Origin of the sequence: Salinibacter grassmerensis (assembly GCF_947077765.1) — a bacterium.
Lineage (GTDB): Bacteria > Bacteroidota > Rhodothermia > Rhodothermales > Salinibacteraceae > Salinibacter > Salinibacter grassmerensis.
Window position 1 is genome coordinate 62,989 of record NZ_CAMTTF010000006.1, and the last position, 20,648, is coordinate 83,636.

Genomic DNA, 20,648 nt, shown 5'->3' on the forward strand with positions numbered 1-20,648 from the left:
CTTAATACGACCTTCCCCCCGCCGTCTGGGCGTCCGGGCATTCCTTCTGTAGGCTTTGGTGCTTTCGCCAGATGGGCCCGTTTCCTAAACCAAGGTTTCATGCAAACCCGCTGAAGGCCCCGGTGCAGGCCAAAACGCACCAACGCGTACCCCCACCGAACTTCAGCAGGCGGCGCCGTGTTACCGGTCACTAAAGGGAAGATTTCCCAGCAATACGGCCCGACGCTTGTCGGAAACCACCCGTCGAACAATTGAAAAATGCCCTCTCTGATGAGGGGAGGGGGAACGTTTCTGCAAGTTTCTTGGATGACCCCACGGATCTGTCGGTTACAACCCACCCGCTGAGCATCGGTGTCTCCCTGCACCGGGCCTTTCCCACCAGCCTGTCTCCCCATGCCCGACCCATCTCGACGCCCAACCAGCAAGGGGTTCTCTCGCCAGGAAAGTGATCGGAGCCGAAAGACCGGCGGCCAGGTGCCCAGCATGGTCAATGCAACGCTCATCCAGGCCCTCAGCGGAGACGCGCTCAAAGTGGGTGTCTTACTTCCTGAGGCTTCCGGCCCTGACTTTCCGGAAACAGCTACTGGCCGGGATGTCGCCGTGGTCTACCTATGGGGAGTCCAGGCCCCGAGGCCGGGCCAGCCGTTCGGGAAGGCCGCTACGGAAGCGGCCGCTCAGCTCTGCCGCGGAAGACATCTCCGCGTTGCGACGCGGAGCGCAGGGCCGGAGGGGTACATCAGGGGCAGCGTCGTTGCTGAAGAGAAGAGCACTGGGGGTGAAAACGCGGAGGCGCGGGACGTAGGACGAGCCCTGGTGCGCCGCGGGCTGGCATGGCAGGACCAGCGTGGACCCGCTTCTGCCCAGCTCCGAGCATTGGAGCAGGAGGCCCGGGGGCAGGAGGTCGGCCTGTGGCAACAAGAGGCGCCGACTCCTCCATGGGCCTGGCGAGGGTGAGCCCCGGCAGGTGTGAAATCAGTCTGGAAGAGGCTTCGTGGGACCGAACGTCTTTTCCTTTTTGACATTCACAACGCAAACGATTCTGCACGACATAGCCGAACTGAAAATACATTCCTCCTCAAAGTAGAAAGCGCCGGTACAGAAACCGAGCTTGGCATGACGGTTGGAGATCCAGGCGCGGCTGCCCAGCAAGTCTCAGGCCAGAGGGAATAGGAGCCTGCCTACTAGCCTGGGGCGCTGAAGCATGCTGAGATTACGAGCAGGGGCTTGAGAGGTAGGCAGGCATCTCGCCACTTTTAGGATCTGTGCACGCCAAGCCTAACACGCCCGTTCACCAGACAATCCCCTGGCTGAAACTGGGGGATATTGGCCCGAAGCAAGCAGCAAGAACGAGAAATCCGATATGGCAAAGACTGAGGAAAGAGAAACCGAGATGGAAGAACCCCGGATGGAGGTGGTGGAGGTGAAAAGCCTGCCCGAGAAGTTTCGCCCGACCGCCGGTAGTCCACCGACGACCAACGAAATGCCCGCGCCTCTCGCTGACTTGACTCGGGAGGCCACCTCCGGGTTGACGGCCGCAGAGCGCAGGGCTTTCCTGCACCGTCTCAAGGAGGAAAAACCAGCGCTCTTTTCGCGGGAGGCGAGTGGAGGGGACCCACCCGGAAACCCGTCGTGTCAGTTCTCCGAGGAAGAGTGCCGTGAGATGCTGATCCGCCAGCTCAAAAAGGAGGCCAACCGGTTCATGGGGGCCGCCGCGCGCCTGTAGCCTGCTCGAGCCCGCAGCTCACTCGTAGGAAGGAGAATCTGCGGGGAAGCAGAGCCCCGGTAGACTGAGATCAGGGATCCACTTTCAGGATCACCCAGGAGGCGCCAAATAGCAGGTAGCTGGTCAGCAGACAAAACAAGCACCAATGAGCAGGAGCAACGGTGGTGCAGGCACTGGTGAACAGAGTTCCTCATCGCAGCCCTGATGGCAGGACCGATCGCAGAGCTTTAGGTCCTTGTCGGAGCCCAGGAGATTGCCCGTGGATCGATAGCTGGTTCCCCTGATGGTCAACCGGGGGGTAGCTTTCAGAGGAAGAAAGTCCCATTAGAAGCTTGTGGACACACGCACGCCAAAGAAGCGGGGGTCTCCGGCAATAAATGTCGGAGTGCCAAATGCGGCCCCCGTGTTGCCCCCGTCGATGATGAACTCTTTGTCGAACACATTTTCGACGTATCCCTCGATTTGAATCCCCCTGACGGTAACGCCGCCACGTACGTCCACGACCGCGTATCCGTCCTGGCTGATGTTCTCATTGTTCTCTTCTTCGAAATACACCTTCGACTTGTAACGGACGGAGGGACGCAGGAAGGCATTAACCTGCGGCGTGATGCTGTAATCAACGTTCACTCCTCCGGATATGCTGTGTCGTGGAGTTAGGCGGAACTGGTTTCCTGCCAGTTCCTGCGTTTCCCCGTCTTCATCCGTGTCGTCGAAGGTCGCATCGATGAACGCATAGTTCGAGAACACGGTGATGTCTTCCGTGACGGCCGCCCGTACCGACGTCTCCAGTCCCAGGGCCGACGCCTTTCCCGAGTCGCGTTGGCGACTCACAAACTCTCCCTCGTCATTGAGTTCAGTGACGCTGGTCTGGAAGTTGCTGTAGTCGTAGGCAAACCCACTTAGAGTGTATTCGAGACGATCGTTCAGGCTGATTCCCTTGATGCCCCCCTCATAGCTCCACACCGTCTCGGCATCCAGAATGTTGGCGCCCTCCTCGTTCACGTCAATAACATTGGGCCGCCGTCCGCGCGACAGCGTGACGTACGAGTTGATGTCGTCGGTAATGGCGTAGTCGGCAGCTAGGCGCCCAACGGCCGACCAGAACGTTTCGCTCTCGGAGAGCCGCCCGTTCGTCGGTTCAAACAGGTTATTGGGCGAGGCGCCTGTAAGGGCCCCCAGTCGTCCTGGCGTTTCACTGTTGGTGACCTTGTATTCGCCAGTCATGTCCTCGAACGTGCCCCGGAGACCAGCGGTGACCGAAAGCGCCTCGGTCACGTCCACGGTCCCGTCTAGAAAGACCTCGGCGGCGGTAGTGGACCCATAGTTCGTGTACGCTTCCTGATGGGAATCCTTCAGTTCAACCGAGTTGCCCGTCTCAGGGTTGGGGATTGAAGGGACGAGCGTCGGCTGCCCATCCTCGCCAACCAGTGGGATATCGGAGTTCAAGAGCGCGATGAAGCTCCGCTCGTCGGTTCGAAACGGCACGCGCTGGGAGCCATCCTCCCAGAAGAAGTTCGCTCCGCCGAAGCCCGAAAACCGCCCGGTGCTTTCGTAGGTCACGCGCACCTCTTGGCTAAACTGCTTGCCCTCGGCATCCTCGTCAAATTGGAGGGCTGGCGCAGCCGTGCCGTCGGCATCAAACCGTTCTAGCGAGTCGAATTCACGGTACGCGGTGGTGGAGTTGAGCGTCAGATTGGAGGAGAGGGCCTGATCCACGAGAAGCGTCACGTCCCACACGGTCCGGTCGAGAAACAAGTCGTCGTCCTCCAGCACCGGGTCGGAGCCCATCGCGGCCGCGGAGCTAGGATCGGTGGTCCCCTCCGGGGGAGCGAAGGACCCGCTCTTAAATGAGGTGCCCGGCGGGGTGTCGCGCTGATAGTTTGCGATCACGTCCACTACGGTGCCGTCTGTTGGCAACCAGCGCATCGATCCCCGCGACGCGAACGTCTCTTTCCCGTTCAGAGGATCGCCGGTCTTGTTGCTGACGACACCATCCCGCTTGTTATATAAACTAGCCACTCGAAGAAAAAGCTTATCCTCAACCACAGGAACGTTGGCGTGGCCGGTGACGTAGCGCTCGTTCTCATTGCCGATCCCACCCTCCAGCCGCAACGACTGGGTGTTCTCCGCACGGTTCTGAATGATGTTTACCGCACCAATCTGGGCGGCTCGGCCAAAAAGCGTTCCCTGTGGTCCCTTCAAGACCTCCACCCGCTCCAGGTCGTACAGTTCAACAACGGATCCCCGAGACTTGCTGATCGACACGCCGTTCTGGTACACCGACACCCGTGGTTGCACCCGCGCATCCCCATCGTCACTGGTAATGCCACGCACGACGAATCCCGGGTTATTGGGGCTTTGAATCTGCACCTGCAGTCCCGGCACGAAATCGGAAAAGCGATCAAACTGCTGGACCCCAATGTCGTCCAGAAAGTCGCCCTCGTAGGAGGAGACAGCAGCCGGAATCTCCTGCACCTCCTGTATCCGCTTCTGTGAAGTGACTGTCAGGCCTTCCAGGGCAAGGGTTTGCGCCTCAAGCCGAATGGTGAGCGGAGACGTGTCGGGCCCGACCGTAATGTCTCGGCGCTGAGTCCGGTACCCGACGAAGCTGGCAACCAGCTCCTGCTCGCCGGCAGGGACCCCTTCGATCCGAAAGTTGCCATTGGCGTTCGTCTGGTCGCCGAGCGGATCCACTCCGTCCTCATCAGACTGTGCGATGCGGACGGTCGCCCCGGGAAGTGAATTGCCATCAGGGGTCAACACCTGTCCGGTGACGGTCCCCTGTTCCTGTGCCCGGGCGGGTGAGGCAGCGACAACCAGAGACGCTAGGGCGATGAACAGGCAGAAAGGCGGGAGCCACCGGGTGGGGAAGGAAGAAGTCGAAGGAGAAGAGCACATGCGGCGACAGGACAAATGATGCAAAGCAATATGGGACTATCCACATCCCAATAAATCTTACTGGGGCTGCCGCATTGTTTTGTTTTATTTATCTGAGTATTACCAAACGTTTATCGTCTCTCGACAAGTTGATTTTTTAGATAGTGCATTTCGTGCTGCATAGAACAGATCTCGTCGGCCATGGGGGCACCCCTTTCCTCCACAGCCGGTTCTAATGGACTCGGTAGAGTTGTCGTTAGTTGGGTCTGAACCCACGACCCGCAGCGGGTCGCTCGTGCAAGACACTCTCCCTGAGGCAAAAACTTCGGCCTAAAGGATCTCTCATTCACGCGTTCATGCATTCGTACTCTCCTTGCTTGCCCGCTTCAGCGTTTCCGGTCAACGCTTCCTAACGCCCCTGCAGTGCCTGCTCGTCCTGGTCGGCCGGCCGCTTCGGGAGAAGATCGGGCGGGTTTAGATTTGGGCAGTGCACCCGATAACGGTGGTGGTCCCACCAACGTGCGTACATGCCTATCGCCCAGACCGTGATGCGGGCTCAGTCAGGCAGTCATTTGACCTTTCAACAATCGCTGAGTTACGTTCTCAAATGCGGCAATCAACGTCTCAAGTGGACGGCGAGGACCAACCCACAACCGGCATTGGGCCCTTTCAGCCGGTCGGGTTTTCGACAGACAGACTCCCCACTCTGCAGATCCACAGATGCCCTCTTCCTCTGAGCCAAACGGCCCCGAGCGAGGTGGACCCGACTCGTGGGGGTCAAGTTCAATCGTCCCAACATCTCTGCTGAGACGCAGCGGCAGGCTGCTTCTTCAACATTCTGGGCGCAGCCTGCTGGCATACGCGGTTTTAGCCATCGGCCTTGGCGCCGCTACTCTCCTCCCGAGGGGCGCCGCGGCCCTGTTGGGCATTTCGGACGCCCCTGTCTTGCCGAACATTTCCTCCGAATCAGACATGGGGGCCTCCTGGGCAGTCAACATGCTGCCGACCTACAGTTTCAGCCCGCCGGACTACCCAGAGCAGTCCACTGGACAGGCCGTCGGAGAGGCGATCGAATCCCTCGAACAGATGTCGGTCGCCACGGTAGTGGAAACAGTTCCCGAAGTTCTCGTCGCCGCTGCGGTGGGCATGGCGGTCCTCCTGCTGGCCGGGCCCGCCGTGGCCGGCGCCTATGCCCTGGCTCTTCCCTGCACCCGAGAAAAGGGTCTTGGTTCGGGCAATGAGGATCGCCCAGGCGATGCGTCCCACTCGGTCCGGCCAGCCCACGGGGCGGCCCTGGACAGCCTGCACGCGGACGGCCTGAGCGCAGGGGTTCTTTTTTCCTCGGCGCTTGCTTTCGCGGCAGCGTCAGTCGCGACGCTCGTTGGACTTTTGCTTCTGGTGGTCCCCGGGGCCGTTGTGGCTGTCGGGCTCGCGCCGCTGATGCCACTGATTGTGGAGACCGGCCGGGGCCCTCGTGGGGCGATCCGCCAGGCATGGCGGTTGACCGAGGGACACCGGTGGCAAGTCTTCGGGCTGTACCTGCTCGTCTGGATCATGTCGGCCATCGCCGCCGGGTTGGCCGCCGCCGTCGCCTTCGGGGTAGAAAGCCTGGGGGGACCGGTGGCCCCGGCGGCCGTCGGGGCGGGCCTGCTGCTGGGAACCGGCGTTGGGACGTGGGGCCTACTGGCGCGGTGCTGTCTGTACCGGCGTCTAAAGCACCTCGAAGGTGGGTAAAGCACGAGACTAAGGCAGTCGTCACGCGCTGGAAACGGGGCGTACGAGTCGAGCAGGGGGCAAAACTGATTCTCATCACTGGCTGTGCTCATCATCGTCTAGTCTAGCGGCAGCCGCAGACAACAAAAGCCGCCATGACGAGTGCGAGTTGCACCGTCATCGCCTGCTTTTGTCAGTGGCCACCGCCTCTAAGCCTGTGTTTCAGACGCTTCTGGTTGCTCACGACTTCTCTCTCTCCTCACACCGTGCTCTGGGCCATGCGGTGGACGTTGCCTCTCGAACCGGGGCAACTCTCCACCTGATGTATGTGGACCGGACGGCCGAGGGCGTTCTATTTGAAGGCGGAAAGGCGCCCTCGGACGATGAGCTCCAGGACCGGTTTGAGGAGCGGTGCCGCACCTCGCTTGACCCGTATGACCTTTCGCCGACCGATGGACGAGTCACCTGCCACGCGGTGCGGGGAGTGTCCCCGGCGCCTCTACTGGTGGAAAAGGCAGAAGAGATCGAGGCCGACCTCATCGTGACGGGAACCGAAGGGCGCCGCGGCGCTCAGCGGCTCATCGTTGGGAGCGTAGCCGAAGAGGTGCTCCGCACGGCGCCCTGCCCGGTCTTGACGGTGCGGCAGCGAAAGACCGACGGAGCTTCCGATTCTACGGGCGAGGCTTCCGGCTCTGATGTGGAACAGATCGTCGCGCCCGTCGACTTTTCTGACCTCACAGAGATTGCCCTGGGGCACGTGACCCAGCTTGCCCCTCTCTACGATGTCCCCGTGAAGCTAATGCACGTCGTAGAGAACCCGGCCCTGCCATCTGTTTATGAGGTGAAATCCTCCAAGGTGCAGGCCCGAGCGGCTGAACAGCAAGCTGAGGAGGAGCTCCGATCGCTGGGGGAGCCGCTCGCGGAGAAGGGCGTGTCGGTGTCCTACGTCGTCCACCGGGGAGAGACGACCCGCACTGTCGTGGAGGCCACGGGCCACCGAAACACGCTGACCGTGATGGGAACGAAGGGGTTGTCGGGCCTGCGTCGCGTGATGCTTGGAAGCGTGACCGAGGCTGTCATCCGAGAGTCCAACGGACCCATCCTGGCTGTGCGCTCGTCCGCTCAAGTGGACAAGTCCCCTCAGGCAAACGAGTAGCTTGCGACGAAAACCGCGCGTAACAGGGCACTAATTTCTGTCCAGAAGCCATGCATTGCGGAAAGATGGACCTCCTGGCGGCGTTATACCGCAAAATGCTACTGTCTCCAGCGGTTGGGTTCTAAAATCTATCGAGGGCGACGCCACCAGCGGCACCAATCTTGATAACCAAATTCTATTGGACGCTTCCCTGTTCAGACTATGACCGTGCAGGTCTACCACCGGCAACATTCCCTGAGAGACACCGGATACAACGTTTTTGAGGAACGGCCCGATGTGGCCTGGACCGACCGGCAGCACGAATACGAGTGCTCGGCGACTGTTGAGGTCCAGGCGGCCGACCGTTGTGATGCGCTGAGGCGGGCCCTTCGCCTGATGCGGCACAAGCCGTCGCAAACCGATTCTGGCGCTGTGGTGAAACTGTACCGCGAAAGCGTCCGTCGCTCGTCAATCGGAGATGTCCTCGTGGTCGATGGGGCGCCCTACGAGGTGCAGGACGGGGGATTCGAACGGATCTGAGGCCTCTTTCAACCTCCAAGCATCCGATCCCAGAGCCGGCCTTGAGGCCACCGGGTGGCCCGGAAGAGAGGGGACCTGCCCCAGAAGGACCTCGGGCATACGCACTAAGGCGTGTCTGATCCTGCTGTATGCAGGCAGACGAACGCGGCCCGTCTCAGAGCAGTGCCGGCATTCCCCTCGCTTCTGGGGGCAGGTCAGTCCAGGGTCTCCTGAAGCTGATGGAGCATTTCCTCGAGCTTTTCGGCTGCCGACCGGGCTAGTTCTTGGGAGCGGTGGCGACGGGCCTCCTCCGCTGAGTCAAACCCGTGGGTCAGCTGGTCCAACTCGTCAATCTCTGGCTCTTCGCCGGCGGCCGCCGAGCGGGCCATCTCCAAACGGCGCTGGATGTCTTCGACTTGCTGGGCCGCTCGGGCAAGCGCTTCCGGCAGATCCGACGAGGAATCTTCGTGGGGGCCTTCGTCGAAACCTCCGTACCCATTCTCTTCCCTGTCAGTCGGGTCGAGCTCTCCGAGCAGTTGGGACTTCCGGCCGGTTCCATTCAGGTCGGTTCCGTTGAGATCGGCGTCGTCAAGGGTAGATTCGTCCATGTGCGGTCGGTGAGTTCGGGCGGGGCAGCGTTGTGGTGAGGGAGTCGTGGAGGTAAGGATAACTTGAACGCCGCTGCTACTGATTTAGGCTCGTGCTCTTCGCTAAACTCGCAACGTCAGGATGGCAAGTGCACGACGCGATAAAAAGGCCTGAGGGTGATTTTCACCTGAGTAGAACACTGCACGCTGGATGGCCCCCTGCGCGCCAGGGAGGCAGGACCACCAAGTACCTGTCTCCCGCACCTGACCGCCGGCGATCGGCAGAGGACCCTGGCTGACAAGCCCGTCGCTTCCAGCCTCAATCCATCATCGGTTGGGCCGTGCCACTACACAATGCCGGCGCACTTGGAAGTGTCGTCTTCGAGGCTACAATCCGTGTGGGGCCCACAGCGGGGGGCGGTGTAGAACTCAGGTGGGCTCAAAACGGGCATCTCAAAACGGGCATTTTGCCTGCGGGACCGCCTGTCGATGAGACCTCTGCAGTGAAGACTTAGGCATCATCAGTCAGGGGAACTTCCACAGTAAAGCATGTCCCGACGCCCTTTTCGGTCTCGACGTCAATCGTGCCGCCCAGTTCTTCGGTAAGCTGCTGCACGATGGATAATCCGAGCCCACTTCCTTCGTATTCGCGGGCCAGCCCCTGCGACTCTTGCTTGAAAGCCTGAAAGAGATCCGGCACGCGCTCCGGATCCATTCCGATGCCGGTGTCCTCGACCTCCAGGACCGCACTTCGGCCCTCATTCAAGCTCTCATCCAGGCCCTCGCCCCAGACCCGAACTTCCACGTGGCCTCCCTCCGGCGTGAATTTGATCGCATTCTCCAGCAGGTTCCGGCAGATTCGGTAGAAACCGTCCTCGTTCAGAGAGACGATCACCGGTGGGTCCGGAATCTCCGTTGTCAGGATGAGGGACTTTTCAGAGATGCTATCACGGAGCACTGTGGCGACGTCCTCGATGACAGCCCCCAGCGAAAACCTCTCGCGACCGAGCTTCTGGACACCGGCCTCCAATTTGGAGAGGTGAAGCACCGACTCCAGCGTCCGCTGAAGTCGCCGGCTGTTTTTGCGTATTCGTGCGGCGAAGTCCTCATCGCGGCCACTCAGGCTCTGTTCCAGTATCTCGGAGAAGCCGGTGATCGAGGTGAGGGGCGTGCGGATCTCATGGGTCACGTTTGCGAGCATCGCAGACTTAAGCCGGGAGGCCTCTTCTGCCTCGTCCTTCGCCTCGCGGAGTTTCTCCTCTCGCTTCTTCTGTTCAGTGATGTCGGTGTGGATGCCCAGCATTCGAATCGGCTCTCCACCGCCATCATACTCGACAGTGCCGCAGGCCTCGACCCACCGCTGCTGGCCGTCGGGGATGCACACCCGAAACTCCGCCTCGTACTTCTCTCGGTTCTCGATTGCCTGTTCGACGGCTTTCTGGGCACTTGACAGATCATCGGGGTGTACGCGCCTGGCCCAGGCCTCAAGCGTTCCTGGAAACCCTCCAGGCTCATACCCGAAAAGCCGCTCGGAGGTCTCGTCCCAGATCACTTCGCCGGCCTGGATTTTCCAATCGAACGTCCCGGTATTCGATGCGTCGAGGGCAAGCTGTAGGCGCGTGTTCAGCGCCCGGAGCTTCTCCTCTTGCCGCTTCCGTTCGGTGATATCCGTGTACACAGAGTACGTCTCTGGAGCCCCTGGGTCCAGAGCCTGCGCCACTCGCAGTTTAAACTCTCGCTGGCCATCCGGGGTCACACATCGAACCCTCGTCTCGGCAACACCCTCTTCAATGGCCCGGCGCTCAACGGCAGCGGGGCTCTCCTGGACATATTCTTTTGAATTGTCTACTGGGCGAATGAGACCCTGCAGATTCTTTCCTTCGGACTCCTCGGCGGCGTGTCCAAAAACCTCTTCGAATGCGGCATTGGCGGTGAGGACGCTGACCTCTTCTCCTTCAAGCCGCCCGTGGACAACGGGGACCGGAAGCCCATCCAGGAGGTTTTCAAGGCGTCTGCGGTCTCCCTGCACTTCCTCCTTGGCCCTTTTCAGCTGGGCAACACTGTACCCTACGTAGAGCCCGACGAATGCACCGATTGCGGCCAGTTGTAAAACAATGGCACGGGGGTCAATTTCCTCTTGCAGGACTTGCATCCCTACCACGAGCCCAGCAAGGAGCGCCAGCCCAATGCCACCCGCCAGCGCGTATTTTATTGCTTCTGGTAGGTAAAAGGAGCCAGGCGAGTCTTGAAAAAGCCGCCATCCAACGTATGGAATCGCCAACGCCAGAAGGATGGACACCGAATTTTTTAGCGTTGCCGACCACTGCGGTTCGTCCTGGTGGACCCAGTCTACATACGCATCAAGCAGAAGGGCCGCAGCCAGCACCACACCGATCACGAGCAGTACCCAGAGGGCGCTGCGCCGGCCTAATTTCGCGGGACGAGGGCCAGCATCGGTTGGTGGAAAGAACATTGTCGTGCGTGGTTTTCAGAGTTTCTGGCGGCGGAATGGCCCTTGGTCCGTGGTGGCACTTATAGAGCAAAATGGCTTTGTACCCGTTCTGTCAACTCTTTCCCTATCACTTCCTCGGGCGTAAAAGCCTCTTGTTGAGGTGTGAAAGCCCCCCGGTCAGGTACGGCAGCCGTCTGGTCTGCTCATGGTTCTCCAAGGACCCCTGACAAAGGCACCAGAAAGCTCCTCTATAGTAAGTTCAACCCCTCAATTAGTTTCATTTTTTTCATATTTAGACCCATAAAATTCGCTTCAGGTATACCGGTTTCGTTCTTTCTCGATCTTCCAGCGGGATTCCTGTAGCCGCCCGGTGAACTTCTCGCGCCCAGGTTGAAACCGGTTCTTTCCTCTAGCCCTAGCCGGTCGGACATTCTGAACGATAGCTTCTTGGAAATGGGAAAGCCGAAGAAATCTCTTCGTCGCTGACTTCGCGGTCGAATGGTTTCTCAAGGCTCAAGACGCCAATTCTGCTCGTCTTCTGATTTGCACGTACGGGCCTTCTCTGGAGTTGAAGTCTGACGGACAAATTGGGCCACTGAACAGAACTGCCCGCGGCTCATCAGGGGAGGGGACGACCCGCCAGGGAGGTAGGAGGAGCAAGGCGCCGACACCGGGCGCCCACCCGATAGGTTGAGACAACTCTGTGGCGGGAGAGGCGGGGTGGCTCCCCTCCGCTTCTCTGCCCGGCCACTCTTGCCTTCACGTCCCACTCCTCCACATAGGCACGGTTGATCTTCTCCAGAATGTTCTGATTGTGCCCAACGATGATGGGAGGATCGTTAGCGTAAGAAAGAAGGCAGCGGTACTGCGGGTCTAGATTCCGGGCTCTCACTCCTCGAGCGTCAGGTTGAGGATTGGGTCCGTCGCTCCCTCACTGTCGATGAGCACCAGTGTGGCAGGCGGATCGCGAGACGGATCTGTCGTCGTAGAGTGGGGGTGGACGCTCTGCCGAGACACGCGTAGAAGTTGAGGGCGGGCACAATCCGAATTCAGGGAACAGCGAACCCGGCAGTGCCGCCCGGATCCTATTCGTCCGACATTGACTCGTACTCGGCCTGTTGGGCAGGAACGACATACTGGTCGAAGTACCAGCTCGTCGCTTTCTCGAACGTGAGGTACGCACCGGTGCCGAGCGTCGCCACGAGGAGAGCAAGGAGCGCGACGTTTCGGCGCTTCCGCTTCGGATCGATCGAGCATTGATTCTGTCGCCGGTAATAGAGCCACGTGCCGACCAGTCCTACGAGAGCGGCCAGTCCCCGAAGCAGCCATGCCCCCAGGCCGGCTGAGCCGTCGGCAGCGTAGAAGAAGTCAGCGAACGAGATCGCGTAGATGCCCCCCATCACCCCCATCGCGAAAAGCACCGCAGGGGCCACGCAGCAGATCATGCCGGCCAGCCCCGCCGAGGCGGCCACTTTGAGACCCCAGGACCACAGGCTGGGGACAGTATCATCGGTGTCGTCGGCTACGGGTGTGCTGATTGTACTACGGGGTGTAGTGTTGGCGATATTACGGGAGGAGGGGCGCTACAGGGGGACGTTCGGCACGCTCAGGCTCTCGTTCGAGGACATCGGCCGGGACTCTCGCCCGTGTCTGCCTGGCGGGTCAAGGGACGATTTGCTCATCGCCGTCATAGACACGGAGCGCATCAACCGGGCACACGGCACAGGCTTCCTTCAGGCGCTCCGGATCGATGTCCGGCGTCTCGTCCTGAAAGCGCACAAGGTTTTGTTCGTCAATCTCGAAGGTTTCGCTGGCGAGCCCGACGCAGCTACCCGACCCGATGCAAAGGGTCCGGTCGATTTCGATCGTCAGGTCACCGATGTCGCGTTCCATAGTTCACGGGAGGATTGTGACGGCCAAACGAGGAGAATGTCTCGCGTCCGGAATGGGACCGAGCACGGGTGGAGGCGTCAACCGATGGATTGGAACGTGGAGGGCAGGCCCCCATCGGTGGACGGGGAGTCAAGGCTGGGTCGGTTCGGGGCATCTGAGGGCGGTGCCTCGTCGGTGCAGTACGCCTCGAAGGCCTCGATCAGATCCGCCCCGATTGCTCCTGGCTCACGGCCTTCGATGTGTTTCCGCTCGATGACGTAGACCGGCTGGCCGTTTCGGAAGAGGGCCATGAACGGCGAGGAGGGGGGAATGCCGGGCAGGTACGCTTCCCGGACGTGGTCGGTGGCCTCCAGGTCCTGCCCCGCGAACACCGTCACCTCGTGGTCCGGCGTCGGTCCGGCCTTCAAGGCACGGGCTACGGCCGGTCGAGCACTGCCCGCTGCGCATCCGCATACGGAATTGATGACGAGAAGCAGGGTCTCATCCTCGGCGGCCTCAAAGGCGGTGTCCACCTCGTCGGGGGTGGTCAGTTCCTTTACACCGAGGCGCGTGAGTTCTTTGCGCATCGGTTCGACCATCGCTTTCGGATAGGGCATGGTACGAAAAGTGGGGACGGTGAAGTAGATGGTGGGAATGCGTACAAGGGCACCGTTCTCGGCATCGTGTTCTTCAGAACGCTTGGCGCTCGGGGCTGCGGCGGGCCGTTACTGGGCGACACTGACGAGTTCGCCGCGCCGAGTTGCCCCTGCTCTTGTGTCTCACGTAGAGCCCTCCTGCGCCTCCTCCGTGTCGTCAGACGACCCGCAGTTACGGAGTGCCCGAAGCCCGTCCGCGCTCACAGCGAGGAGGCGGTGACGGCCACGTCCGGCCTCAACAAGAATAGAGGTTGGGGCACGCCGGTAGAGGCACTCCAGCACTGAGGCGGGTGTAATCCGGAAGTGAGCAGAGAACCGTCGGAGCATCCCTACGGCTTCTCCATCTTCAGCGACATGAAACGCCGGAGCCTGCATTCTGGAAGTAGGGCCATATTACCGTGGAAACGGATCTACTAAGAAAAAAGGCCTGCGCGTTTTTTCAACATTTACGTGCCGATAACCTTTTTATTGATACTCTCTCCATAAAACCCTACCCTGACGGGTCCTGTACACGTGTCTCAATGTTGTCGTAGTAAACTTTAGTTCGTCCGACTCTCTATGTCTTTCCTTGGCCTTCTCCAGTCCGAGACGAAGCGTCGGCTTCTCCAGCTCATGAAGCGTCAGGGAGAGATTACGCTCAACGACGCGACTCAGGACATCGACCGCGCCCGACCGACGCTCCGCGACCACCTCGACCAGATGGGGCGTGATGGGCTTGTGGCCCGCCGTTCCAAGAGACAGGGGCGTGGACGCCCGAGCATATGCTACCGCATCACTCCACTCGCTGAACGCCTCTTCCCAGGACGGGAAGGGACGGTCTTTGCTGAGTTTCTGAGCTACCTGCAAAGCCAGGGACAAGACCGGCTCATTGAGGAGTTCTTCCAGTCGTTCTGGAACGACCGCCTCGGCGAGGTTGAAAACCGCCTTGCCGATCCACTGGAGTCCGCTAGCATCCGCGAGATCGTCGATGTCCTCGAAGAGGTCCTCGAAGAGAATGGATTTATGCCTGAGGTTCGCGTCGAAGAGAAGGAGGTGACCGTCAAGGCCTGCAACTGCCCGTTCGCGGAGATCATCAGCACTACGGAGCTCCCCTGCGCTTCCGAGACCTGCTTCTACGAGGCTCTGTTCGAGCGCGTAGAGCGGACGCGTCACATCCCCGACGGAGACACGGCCTGCGCCTACGAGTTGCCGGTGGTTCAAACGTAATTGGGTCTCGTCTTTGATAGACGCCACTTCTCTTTCAGGGGCCGACGTACGCCTTGCCCAGAAGAACATGTCGGGACTGAGACCGGACGGCCGCCCGTACGCGTGCTGCACGGTCTAGGGCAAATCCTTTCTTCAGCCGGAACCTGTTGTCTCTCGCCAAAGGGCCCAGGGCCAGAGGAGGTAGTTCCAGCCATCGAGGAAGTGCGGGCCTCGTGGGTACCCTTGGCTCTGTCTGAGAATTACCGGTTCGGGTGTTTACCACCGGGTACCGAGCACCGCCCTGAAGCCGCCGTTTCTGAGTTCTGGGCGGTGTCCCCTCTTTGCCGAACAGACGTTATATCGGATGGACGGTCGGTCAAACCAACCGGTCGGCCCTGCCGGGGATATCAGCTTCTGGAGGCATCGAACCGTAGCTGACAGTTGGTTGCCGGTTGTAGGCAACAGTCGGCCGCAACCGAGCGGGCCCACTGGTGGCAGCAGTCCGCGCGAGACTCGGACATGAAAGATGGTAAGCACGGAAGGCTCGAATGTGAGAGCGGCTCACCCAAAAGCGGGCGGGGGAGAAGAGTCTCTCAGTCACGTGCGGGAAGGGGGCGATACCGCACCAGGCGTCAGCGAATTGCACGAGGCCTCTCGGCCATCACAGCGCGGAGACCCGCGCGGGAGCCATCAATCCCCACGGTGCCTTTAGCGAGCAGGCCGTTGGGGAAGAGACCTCGCTCGACAGTGAATTAGTCACTCAACCGACCGCGGGGCCTGCTTGCACGGAGGGGCTGGCAGAACTGCAGTTATACGAGATTTGGGGCTCGGCGCGAATATTCCTGCGCGGACTTAATACAACCATAAAGATGGGGTTTTCGAGGCCTAATCTGGGCTTGTTATCAATCACGTGTTGCAACTGGGCGGAAGTCTCGCACGGCTGTGCAGGAGGCAATTAGCCCGTCTCTCAGTCCGGGGTTTGTCTCCGTCTGGACTTCATTCGCACTATTTTGCAGCAAGCCTAGAGGACACGTGATAAAACCTCGCTACCGATTGCTCTACTCCATCCTTGCACTCTTTGCGTTCACTCTTGTCACTCCTCTTCACGGACACGCCCAGCCGACTGGAACTGTGCAGGGCCAGGTCGTTGATGCGAGCGAGGGCTCGCCTCTTCCCGGCGCCAATGTGATTGTGGAGGGCACGTCGATTGGAACGTCCACCAATACAGACGGCCGGTTCCAGCTCACGGACGTCCCGACCGGGTCGCAGACGCTGACGGTGTCCTTTGTCAGCTACCAGTCCAGCAGAAAGACCGTCGATGTACAGGCGGGACAGGCCCAAACGATTAATTTTGAGCTCGCCAGCGAGGTGCTGGAAGGCGGGGAGGTCGTCGTTCGCGGCCTCCGGGAGAGTCAGTTCCGGTCGGTCAATCAGAAGCGGCAGTCCATGAACATTGTCGACGCCCTGGCGGCCGACCGCATTGGCAACCTGCCCGAGAAAAACGTCGCCGAAGCTGTGCAGCGCCTGCCGGGCATTGTACTCCGCAACGACCGCACCGAGGGACGCTTCGTGTCGATTCGCGGCGGCGCGGCGAACCTGAACAACGTGACCCTGAACGGCAACACCCTTGCCTCCACCGCCGGCTCTCGGGCCACCGCTCTCGATCTGCTGCCGGCCGAGATGGTCTCGAACGTTGAGGTCACGAAGGCCGTGACGCCAGATATGCCTGGCAATGCGATTGGCGGCTCGATTAACATCAGCACGCTTTCGGCCTTCGACCGGGAGGGGTCCTTCGCGTTCGGATCTGTTCGGGCGCTTTCCCACAACCAGACGGTGCCCGAACTCGGCGAGTCGAAGCTTCCGTTCCGTGCAAACCTGACTGCCGGGACCAAGGTTGGCCCGGATGACTCGTTCGGCCTGCTGATCTCCGCCAGCGGCTCGCGTCGAGACTTCACGACTTCGGGGCTAAAGGGGGAAGGGTGGGGCGAGTTCTCCGGTGAGGGTAGTATCGACCTCCGCCCCGATTTTGGCGGCACCGTCGTCCCGGAGGCCCAGGAGCAGATTGTGGAGCGCAACCGCCGCCGTCGGTTTGCGATCAATTCCACCATTGACTGGCGCCCAGACAACACCACGGAGGTGTTCTTTCGTCCCTACTACACGTTCAACGACGAGAAGAAGCTTGATAATGAGCTGGAGTACAACATGGTGTACGACCCGGAGGACTATCCGGAGGATCCGCGGCCGTCCATGACCGAGTCCGGAGCCCGCTTTGCCCGTGGATTCGGCTCAGTCGATCTCAGCGACACCGACGAGGACGAGTCGCTCTGGGGCGGGAATCTGGGGTTTGAGCAGAAGTTCGATGGAGCCATCACTCTTTCGGCGAGCGGCACGTACTCGCGCGGAGTGACTGATCAGCGGCAGGAAGACGCCGAGTTCGAGACGCCGGAGACCACCCAGGCGGCAGGGGTCGCCGACATGGGGAATTTCCTCTTCGACTACTACCCAGAGAATCCGGGGTACGTCGGGGACGGCTCCAACTACGTCGCCAACGAGGTTGACCTGGAGTACGCCGAGAGCATCGAGAACACGTACGCGGCACAGGCCGACCTCCGAATTCCGTTCTCGGCCGGCGGCGTCTCTGGCTTCGTCAAGACGGGAGGCCAGTTTCAGACCCGCGATAAGTCGATCGACGTGGCCGACACCGGATACGACTACGTCGGGGACGGTAGCCTGACGCTGGCCGACTTCGAGGCGCCCCGCGTGCAGACGGTACAGGTCGGAAATGGACTGATGCCGTTCGCCAACACTGGAGCAGTGGAGAACGACTTCCTCGGAGACCTCTGCAACCCCACAACTGAGCAGCGCTTCTCGGGGGAGCGGCGTTGCCGGGCCCCCAACGCGGTGTATGAGCGCGTCTCGGCGCAGGAGCTTGCGGTGTCCGACATTGAGGACGACTCCGAGAACGCGGAGTCAATCTATGCGGGCTACGCCATGGCTTCGGCCGAGTTCGGGTCGCTAACGGCCCTCGGGGGACTTCGCGTCGAGCATACCGCCACCGAGACCGACCGCTTCCAGCTTCGGGACGACGGGGAGTTCGATCCCGACGAGGACGTTGTCAGGCAGACATTCGAAAACTCCTACACGAACTTCCTGCCCTCGCTGCACCTGACCCTAGAGGTGGCAGAAAACATCCAGCTGCGTGCCGCCTGGTCCAATACGATCGGCCGGCCGGAGTACGACGACCTTGGCGCGTTCAGTGAGGTGGAGGTTGTCGAGGAGGGCGGGTCCCTTCGAGCGAGCGTGAACGAAGGGAACCCCAACCTCGACCCATTCACGGCCATGAATTTCGACCTTGGGGCCGAGTACTACTTCTCAAACGGCGGACTTGTGTCGGCCGGCGGCTTTCACAAGCGCGTCAACAACGCCATCTACAGGTTCAGCTCCGAGCAGCGCAACGTGCAGGATCCGTTCGGCCAGGGCCGCACATTCGAAGTTGTCAATCGGTCGCAGCTGCGCAACGCAGACCTGGGCACGGTGACTGGTCTGGAGGTCGCCTACCAGCAGCCGTTCACCTTTCTGCCGGAGCCGTTCAACGTCTTGGGCCTCAACGCCAACACGACCATAACGACCTCGAACGTGGACGTGCCGGAGTACGAGAACGATCCGAACCGGCCCGACTACTCCTTCTTCCAACAGGCGGACCTGGTGTACAACATCATCCCTTACATTCAGACCGGCGGCTTCGAGGCCCGCGTCGCGGTCAACTACCAGGGCGACTACCTTGAGGACATCGATGGCAGTTCGCCTCTCGAGGACGAGTACGTGGGGGATCGCACCACCGTAGATGTCAACGCCACCTACCAGTTCCAGAGAGTGTTAGGCAAACCGGAGCTGATTCTGCAGGTGCAGAACATCACCAACGATCCGGAGGTCTTTCAGACAGGGCAGACCAAACGGCTTGGCTTCCATTACCTGAGCGGTCGCACCCTGACGGTCGGCATCTCTACCGAATTCTAAATCCCCCTCGGATCCGTCCGTTGGGGTCCTCACCCACCACGCCCCCTTCTTCCCTCCACAGGGGAGGAGGGGTTGCGTGTTGTATTTTCCTCTTCCCGTTTTTGAAACGAGCATCCACTTATGCATCGACCCTGCGCCTCCCTCCTCACTGCCTTTCTCATGCTGCTCACGCTGGGGCTACTGGCAACCGCTTTCTCGCCCTCCTCGGGCTCGTCGCCGGAGAACACTGGGGCGGCCCAAGTCCCGGACACCTCGGTGACCCCGGCCGAACTGCCGTCGACCGCACCCGGCCCCTATCCGGACCGCATCGTGCTGAGTCACGCCGAGGATCCGGCCTCCTCCCTCAGTGTCTCCTGGCGCACCGACAGCACCGTGACGGGCGCGAAGGCCCAGGTCGCCCTGGCCACGAGCAGTCCTTCCTTCCACACCCAGGCCCGCACCGTCGAGGCCGAAACACAGGGCCTCCACGCCCACAAAGTCACCGGTGAGCACGTGAACGCCGAGTACCATTCCATCACCTTCGATGGCCTCATGGCCGACACCCTCTACGCCTACCGCGTGGGCGACGGGACCCACTGGAGCGAGTGGTTCCACGCTCGCACCGCCAGCCGGCAGCCCGAGCCGTTCAGTTTCGCCTACGTCGGCGACGCGCAGAACAACGTGCGCTCCCACTGGTCCCGCCTCATCCGGCAGGCCTACTCCGACGCCCCGGCGATCGACTTCATCGTTCACGCCGGCGACCTGATCAACAACGCCCACCGCAATGTCGAGTGGGGCCACTGGAACGAGGCGGGGGGCTTCATCCAGAGCATGGTGCCCAACGTGGCGGTGCCCGGAAACCACGAGTACGCGGGCTACCGCACACGAATCGTCGAGGACACCTTTGAGGTGGAGGTGGAGGCCTCCGGGCAAAAGATGACCGGAACCATCTTGGAGCCGGACGGCAACCCTGAGCCACTGGAGGCCACCACCAGCTCCGTCAACCCCTCGGCCGATGCCTACCCGGCCGGCAACTGGAACTACAACGTCGACAACGGCGAGTACGTGGGCACCCTCGAGATCGAGGGCAGTGCGTCCGGCTACCGGGCCACCCTCGTTAGCGAGGACGGCCGGGAGCTCCCTCTCCGCGACGTGGCCGTGGACGGCAACACCCTCACCGGCCACTTCATGATGGAGGTGGAGAAGGAGAGCACCGAGAAGCTGTCGATTCACTGGCACCGGCAGTTTACGCTCCCAACGAACGGCCCGGAGGGCATGGAGGAAACGGTTTACTACCTCGACCACCAGGGCACGCGCATCATCGGGCTCAACTCTGAGGCGGCTAAGATGGACGATGAGGTCCTGGCCGCGCAGACTGAGTGGCTACGGTCGACGCTCCAGGACGCGGAGCAAGACCCCGAGATCCGCTGGACGATCGCGACGTTTCACCACCCGATGTTCTCTTCCGGTGAGGGCCGCAGCAACGAGGAGCTCCGCGAGGCCTGGCGCCCGATTCTGGACGAGCACAACGTGGACCTCGTTCTGCAGGGCCACGACCACACCTATGCTCGCGGCCAGACGAAGAACCTGAAGCAGGGCGTGAGCGCCCGGTCTCCGGAGGGCGGCACCGTGTACGTCAACTCCGTCAGCGGCGCGAAGATGTACGAGATCAAACCCGACCGCTGGGAGAACTTCGACGGCGTCGACATGGAGCGGGGCGGGGAAAACACCCAGCTCTACCAGGTGGTGCGCGTCGGCGCGGATACGATTAAGTTCCGATCCTACACGGCCACCGGCGCACCCTACGACGCTTTTGACCTTGTGCGGCCCGGCGACGGCGGCCCCAGCCGCATGATCGAACGCCCGCCGGCCAACCAGCCGGAGCGCACACACGAGAACACGCTCGAGTATTCGCGACCGTAGCGCCTGGCGG

Annotated in this window: 14 protein-coding genes; 8 read left to right on the forward strand and 6 right to left on the reverse strand. The window is 61.1% G+C overall.

The window, feature by feature from the left end; all coding sequences use genetic code 11:
- Nucleotides 1-393: 393 nt before the first annotated feature.
- Nucleotides 394-954 carry a thermonuclease family protein gene (locus OJB03_RS12755; protein WP_263788042.1) on the forward strand — a complete coding sequence of 187 codons (561 nt, stop codon included), beginning with the start codon at nt 394-396 and terminating at the stop codon, nt 952-954.
- A 436-nt stretch (nt 955-1,390) separates the two neighbouring features.
- Entirely contained in the window at nt 1,391-1,723 is a 333-nt protein-coding gene (locus tag OJB03_RS12760) for a hypothetical protein (RefSeq protein WP_263788044.1), read from the forward strand.
- Between the two features lie 324 nt (nt 1,724-2,047).
- On the opposite strand, the gene OJB03_RS12765 is transcribed toward OJB03_RS12760, so the two are convergent.
- Entirely contained in the window at nt 2,048-4,621 is a 2,574-nt protein-coding gene (locus tag OJB03_RS12765; protein ID WP_263788047.1) for a TonB-dependent receptor, read from the reverse strand.
- Nucleotides 4,622-5,572: 951 nt separating this feature from the next.
- Here OJB03_RS12765 and OJB03_RS12770 point away from each other — a divergent pair.
- From OJB03_RS12770 to OJB03_RS12780, 3 genes are all read left to right on the forward strand, one after another.
- Nucleotides 5,573-6,334 (forward strand): DUF7847 domain-containing protein, encoded by a 762-nt coding sequence (locus tag OJB03_RS12770; RefSeq protein WP_263788052.1) that lies wholly within the window; start codon nt 5,573-5,575, stop codon nt 6,332-6,334.
- A 175-nt stretch (nt 6,335-6,509) separates the two neighbouring features.
- Nucleotides 6,510-7,469 (forward strand): universal stress protein, encoded by a 960-nt coding sequence (locus OJB03_RS12775; RefSeq protein ID WP_263788054.1) that lies wholly within the window; start codon nt 6,510-6,512, stop codon nt 7,467-7,469.
- A 201-nt stretch (nt 7,470-7,670) separates the two neighbouring features.
- The gene (locus OJB03_RS12780) at nt 7,671-7,988 is read left to right on the forward strand and encodes a hypothetical protein (RefSeq protein ID WP_263788058.1); all 318 of its coding nucleotides are present in this window, start codon (nt 7,671-7,673) and stop codon (nt 7,986-7,988) included.
- A gap of 194 nt (nt 7,989-8,182) precedes the next feature.
- Here OJB03_RS12780 and OJB03_RS12785 read toward each other — a convergent pair whose 3' ends face one another.
- From OJB03_RS12785 to OJB03_RS12805, 5 genes are all read right to left on the reverse strand, one after another.
- Nucleotides 8,183-8,575, reverse strand: a complete 393-nt coding sequence (locus OJB03_RS12785; RefSeq protein ID WP_263788059.1) for a hypothetical protein — start codon at nt 8,573-8,575, stop codon at nt 8,183-8,185.
- A 490-nt stretch (nt 8,576-9,065) separates the two neighbouring features.
- Nucleotides 9,066-10,853, reverse strand: coding sequence for a sensor histidine kinase (locus OJB03_RS12790; protein ID WP_263788061.1), 1,788 nt, complete (start codon nt 10,851-10,853; stop codon nt 9,066-9,068).
- Between the two features lie 1,238 nt (nt 10,854-12,091).
- Nucleotides 12,092-12,478 (reverse strand): hypothetical protein, encoded by a 387-nt coding sequence (locus OJB03_RS12795; RefSeq protein ID WP_263788063.1) that lies wholly within the window; start codon nt 12,476-12,478, stop codon nt 12,092-12,094.
- A gap of 190 nt (nt 12,479-12,668) precedes the next feature.
- Nucleotides 12,669-12,899, reverse strand: coding sequence for a ferredoxin (locus OJB03_RS12800; RefSeq protein ID WP_263788065.1), 231 nt, complete (start codon nt 12,897-12,899; stop codon nt 12,669-12,671).
- A gap of 77 nt (nt 12,900-12,976) precedes the next feature.
- Nucleotides 12,977-13,495, reverse strand: a complete 519-nt coding sequence (locus OJB03_RS12805) for a BrxA/BrxB family bacilliredoxin (RefSeq protein ID WP_263788067.1) — start codon at nt 13,493-13,495, stop codon at nt 12,977-12,979.
- 597 nt (nt 13,496-14,092) lie between these two features.
- On the opposite strand from OJB03_RS12805, the gene OJB03_RS12810 reads away from it, so the two are divergent.
- The 3 genes from OJB03_RS12810 to OJB03_RS12820 all read left to right on the forward strand — a co-directional run bounded on the left by OJB03_RS12810 (nt 14,093) and on the right by OJB03_RS12820 (nt 20,638).
- Complete coding sequence (locus tag OJB03_RS12810; protein WP_263788070.1) at nt 14,093-14,740, forward strand: helix-turn-helix transcriptional regulator; 648 nt, start codon at nt 14,093-14,095, stop codon at nt 14,738-14,740.
- A gap of 1,011 nt (nt 14,741-15,751) precedes the next feature.
- Nucleotides 15,752-18,736, forward strand: a complete 2,985-nt coding sequence (locus OJB03_RS12815) for a TonB-dependent receptor (protein ID WP_263788073.1) — start codon at nt 15,752-15,754, stop codon at nt 18,734-18,736.
- 120 nt (nt 18,737-18,856) lie between these two features.
- Entirely contained in the window at nt 18,857-20,638 is a 1,782-nt protein-coding gene (locus OJB03_RS12820; protein WP_263788075.1) for a fibronectin type III domain-containing protein, read from the forward strand.
- The last annotated feature ends 10 nt before the right edge of the window (nt 20,639-20,648 follow it).

What these genes read in the sequence shown, in the direction of transcription:
- OJB03_RS12755 (WP_263788042.1), top strand. Translation starts at nt 394, where the DNA reads ATGCCCGACCCATCTCGACGCCCAACCAGCAAGGGGTTCTCTCGCCAG.
- OJB03_RS12760 (WP_263788044.1), top strand. Translation starts at nt 1,391, where the DNA reads ATGGAAGAACCCCGGATGGAGGTGGTGGAGGTGAAAAGCCTGCCCGAG.
- OJB03_RS12765 (WP_263788047.1), bottom strand. Translation starts at nt 4,621, where the DNA reads ATGTGCTCTTCTCCTTCGACTTCTTCCTTCCCCACCCGGTGGCTCCCG.
- OJB03_RS12770 (WP_263788052.1), top strand. Translation starts at nt 5,573, where the DNA reads ATGGGGGCCTCCTGGGCAGTCAACATGCTGCCGACCTACAGTTTCAGC.
- OJB03_RS12780 (WP_263788058.1), top strand. Translation starts at nt 7,671, where the DNA reads ATGACCGTGCAGGTCTACCACCGGCAACATTCCCTGAGAGACACCGGA.
- OJB03_RS12785 (WP_263788059.1), bottom strand. Translation starts at nt 8,575, where the DNA reads ATGGACGAATCTACCCTTGACGACGCCGATCTCAACGGAACCGACCTG.
- OJB03_RS12800 (WP_263788065.1), bottom strand. Translation starts at nt 12,899, where the DNA reads ATGGAACGCGACATCGGTGACCTGACGATCGAAATCGACCGGACCCTT.
- OJB03_RS12805 (WP_263788067.1), bottom strand. Translation starts at nt 13,495, where the DNA reads ATGCCCTATCCGAAAGCGATGGTCGAACCGATGCGCAAAGAACTCACG.
- OJB03_RS12810 (WP_263788070.1), top strand. Translation starts at nt 14,093, where the DNA reads ATGTCTTTCCTTGGCCTTCTCCAGTCCGAGACGAAGCGTCGGCTTCTC.
- OJB03_RS12820 (WP_263788075.1), top strand. Translation starts at nt 18,857, where the DNA reads ATGCATCGACCCTGCGCCTCCCTCCTCACTGCCTTTCTCATGCTGCTC.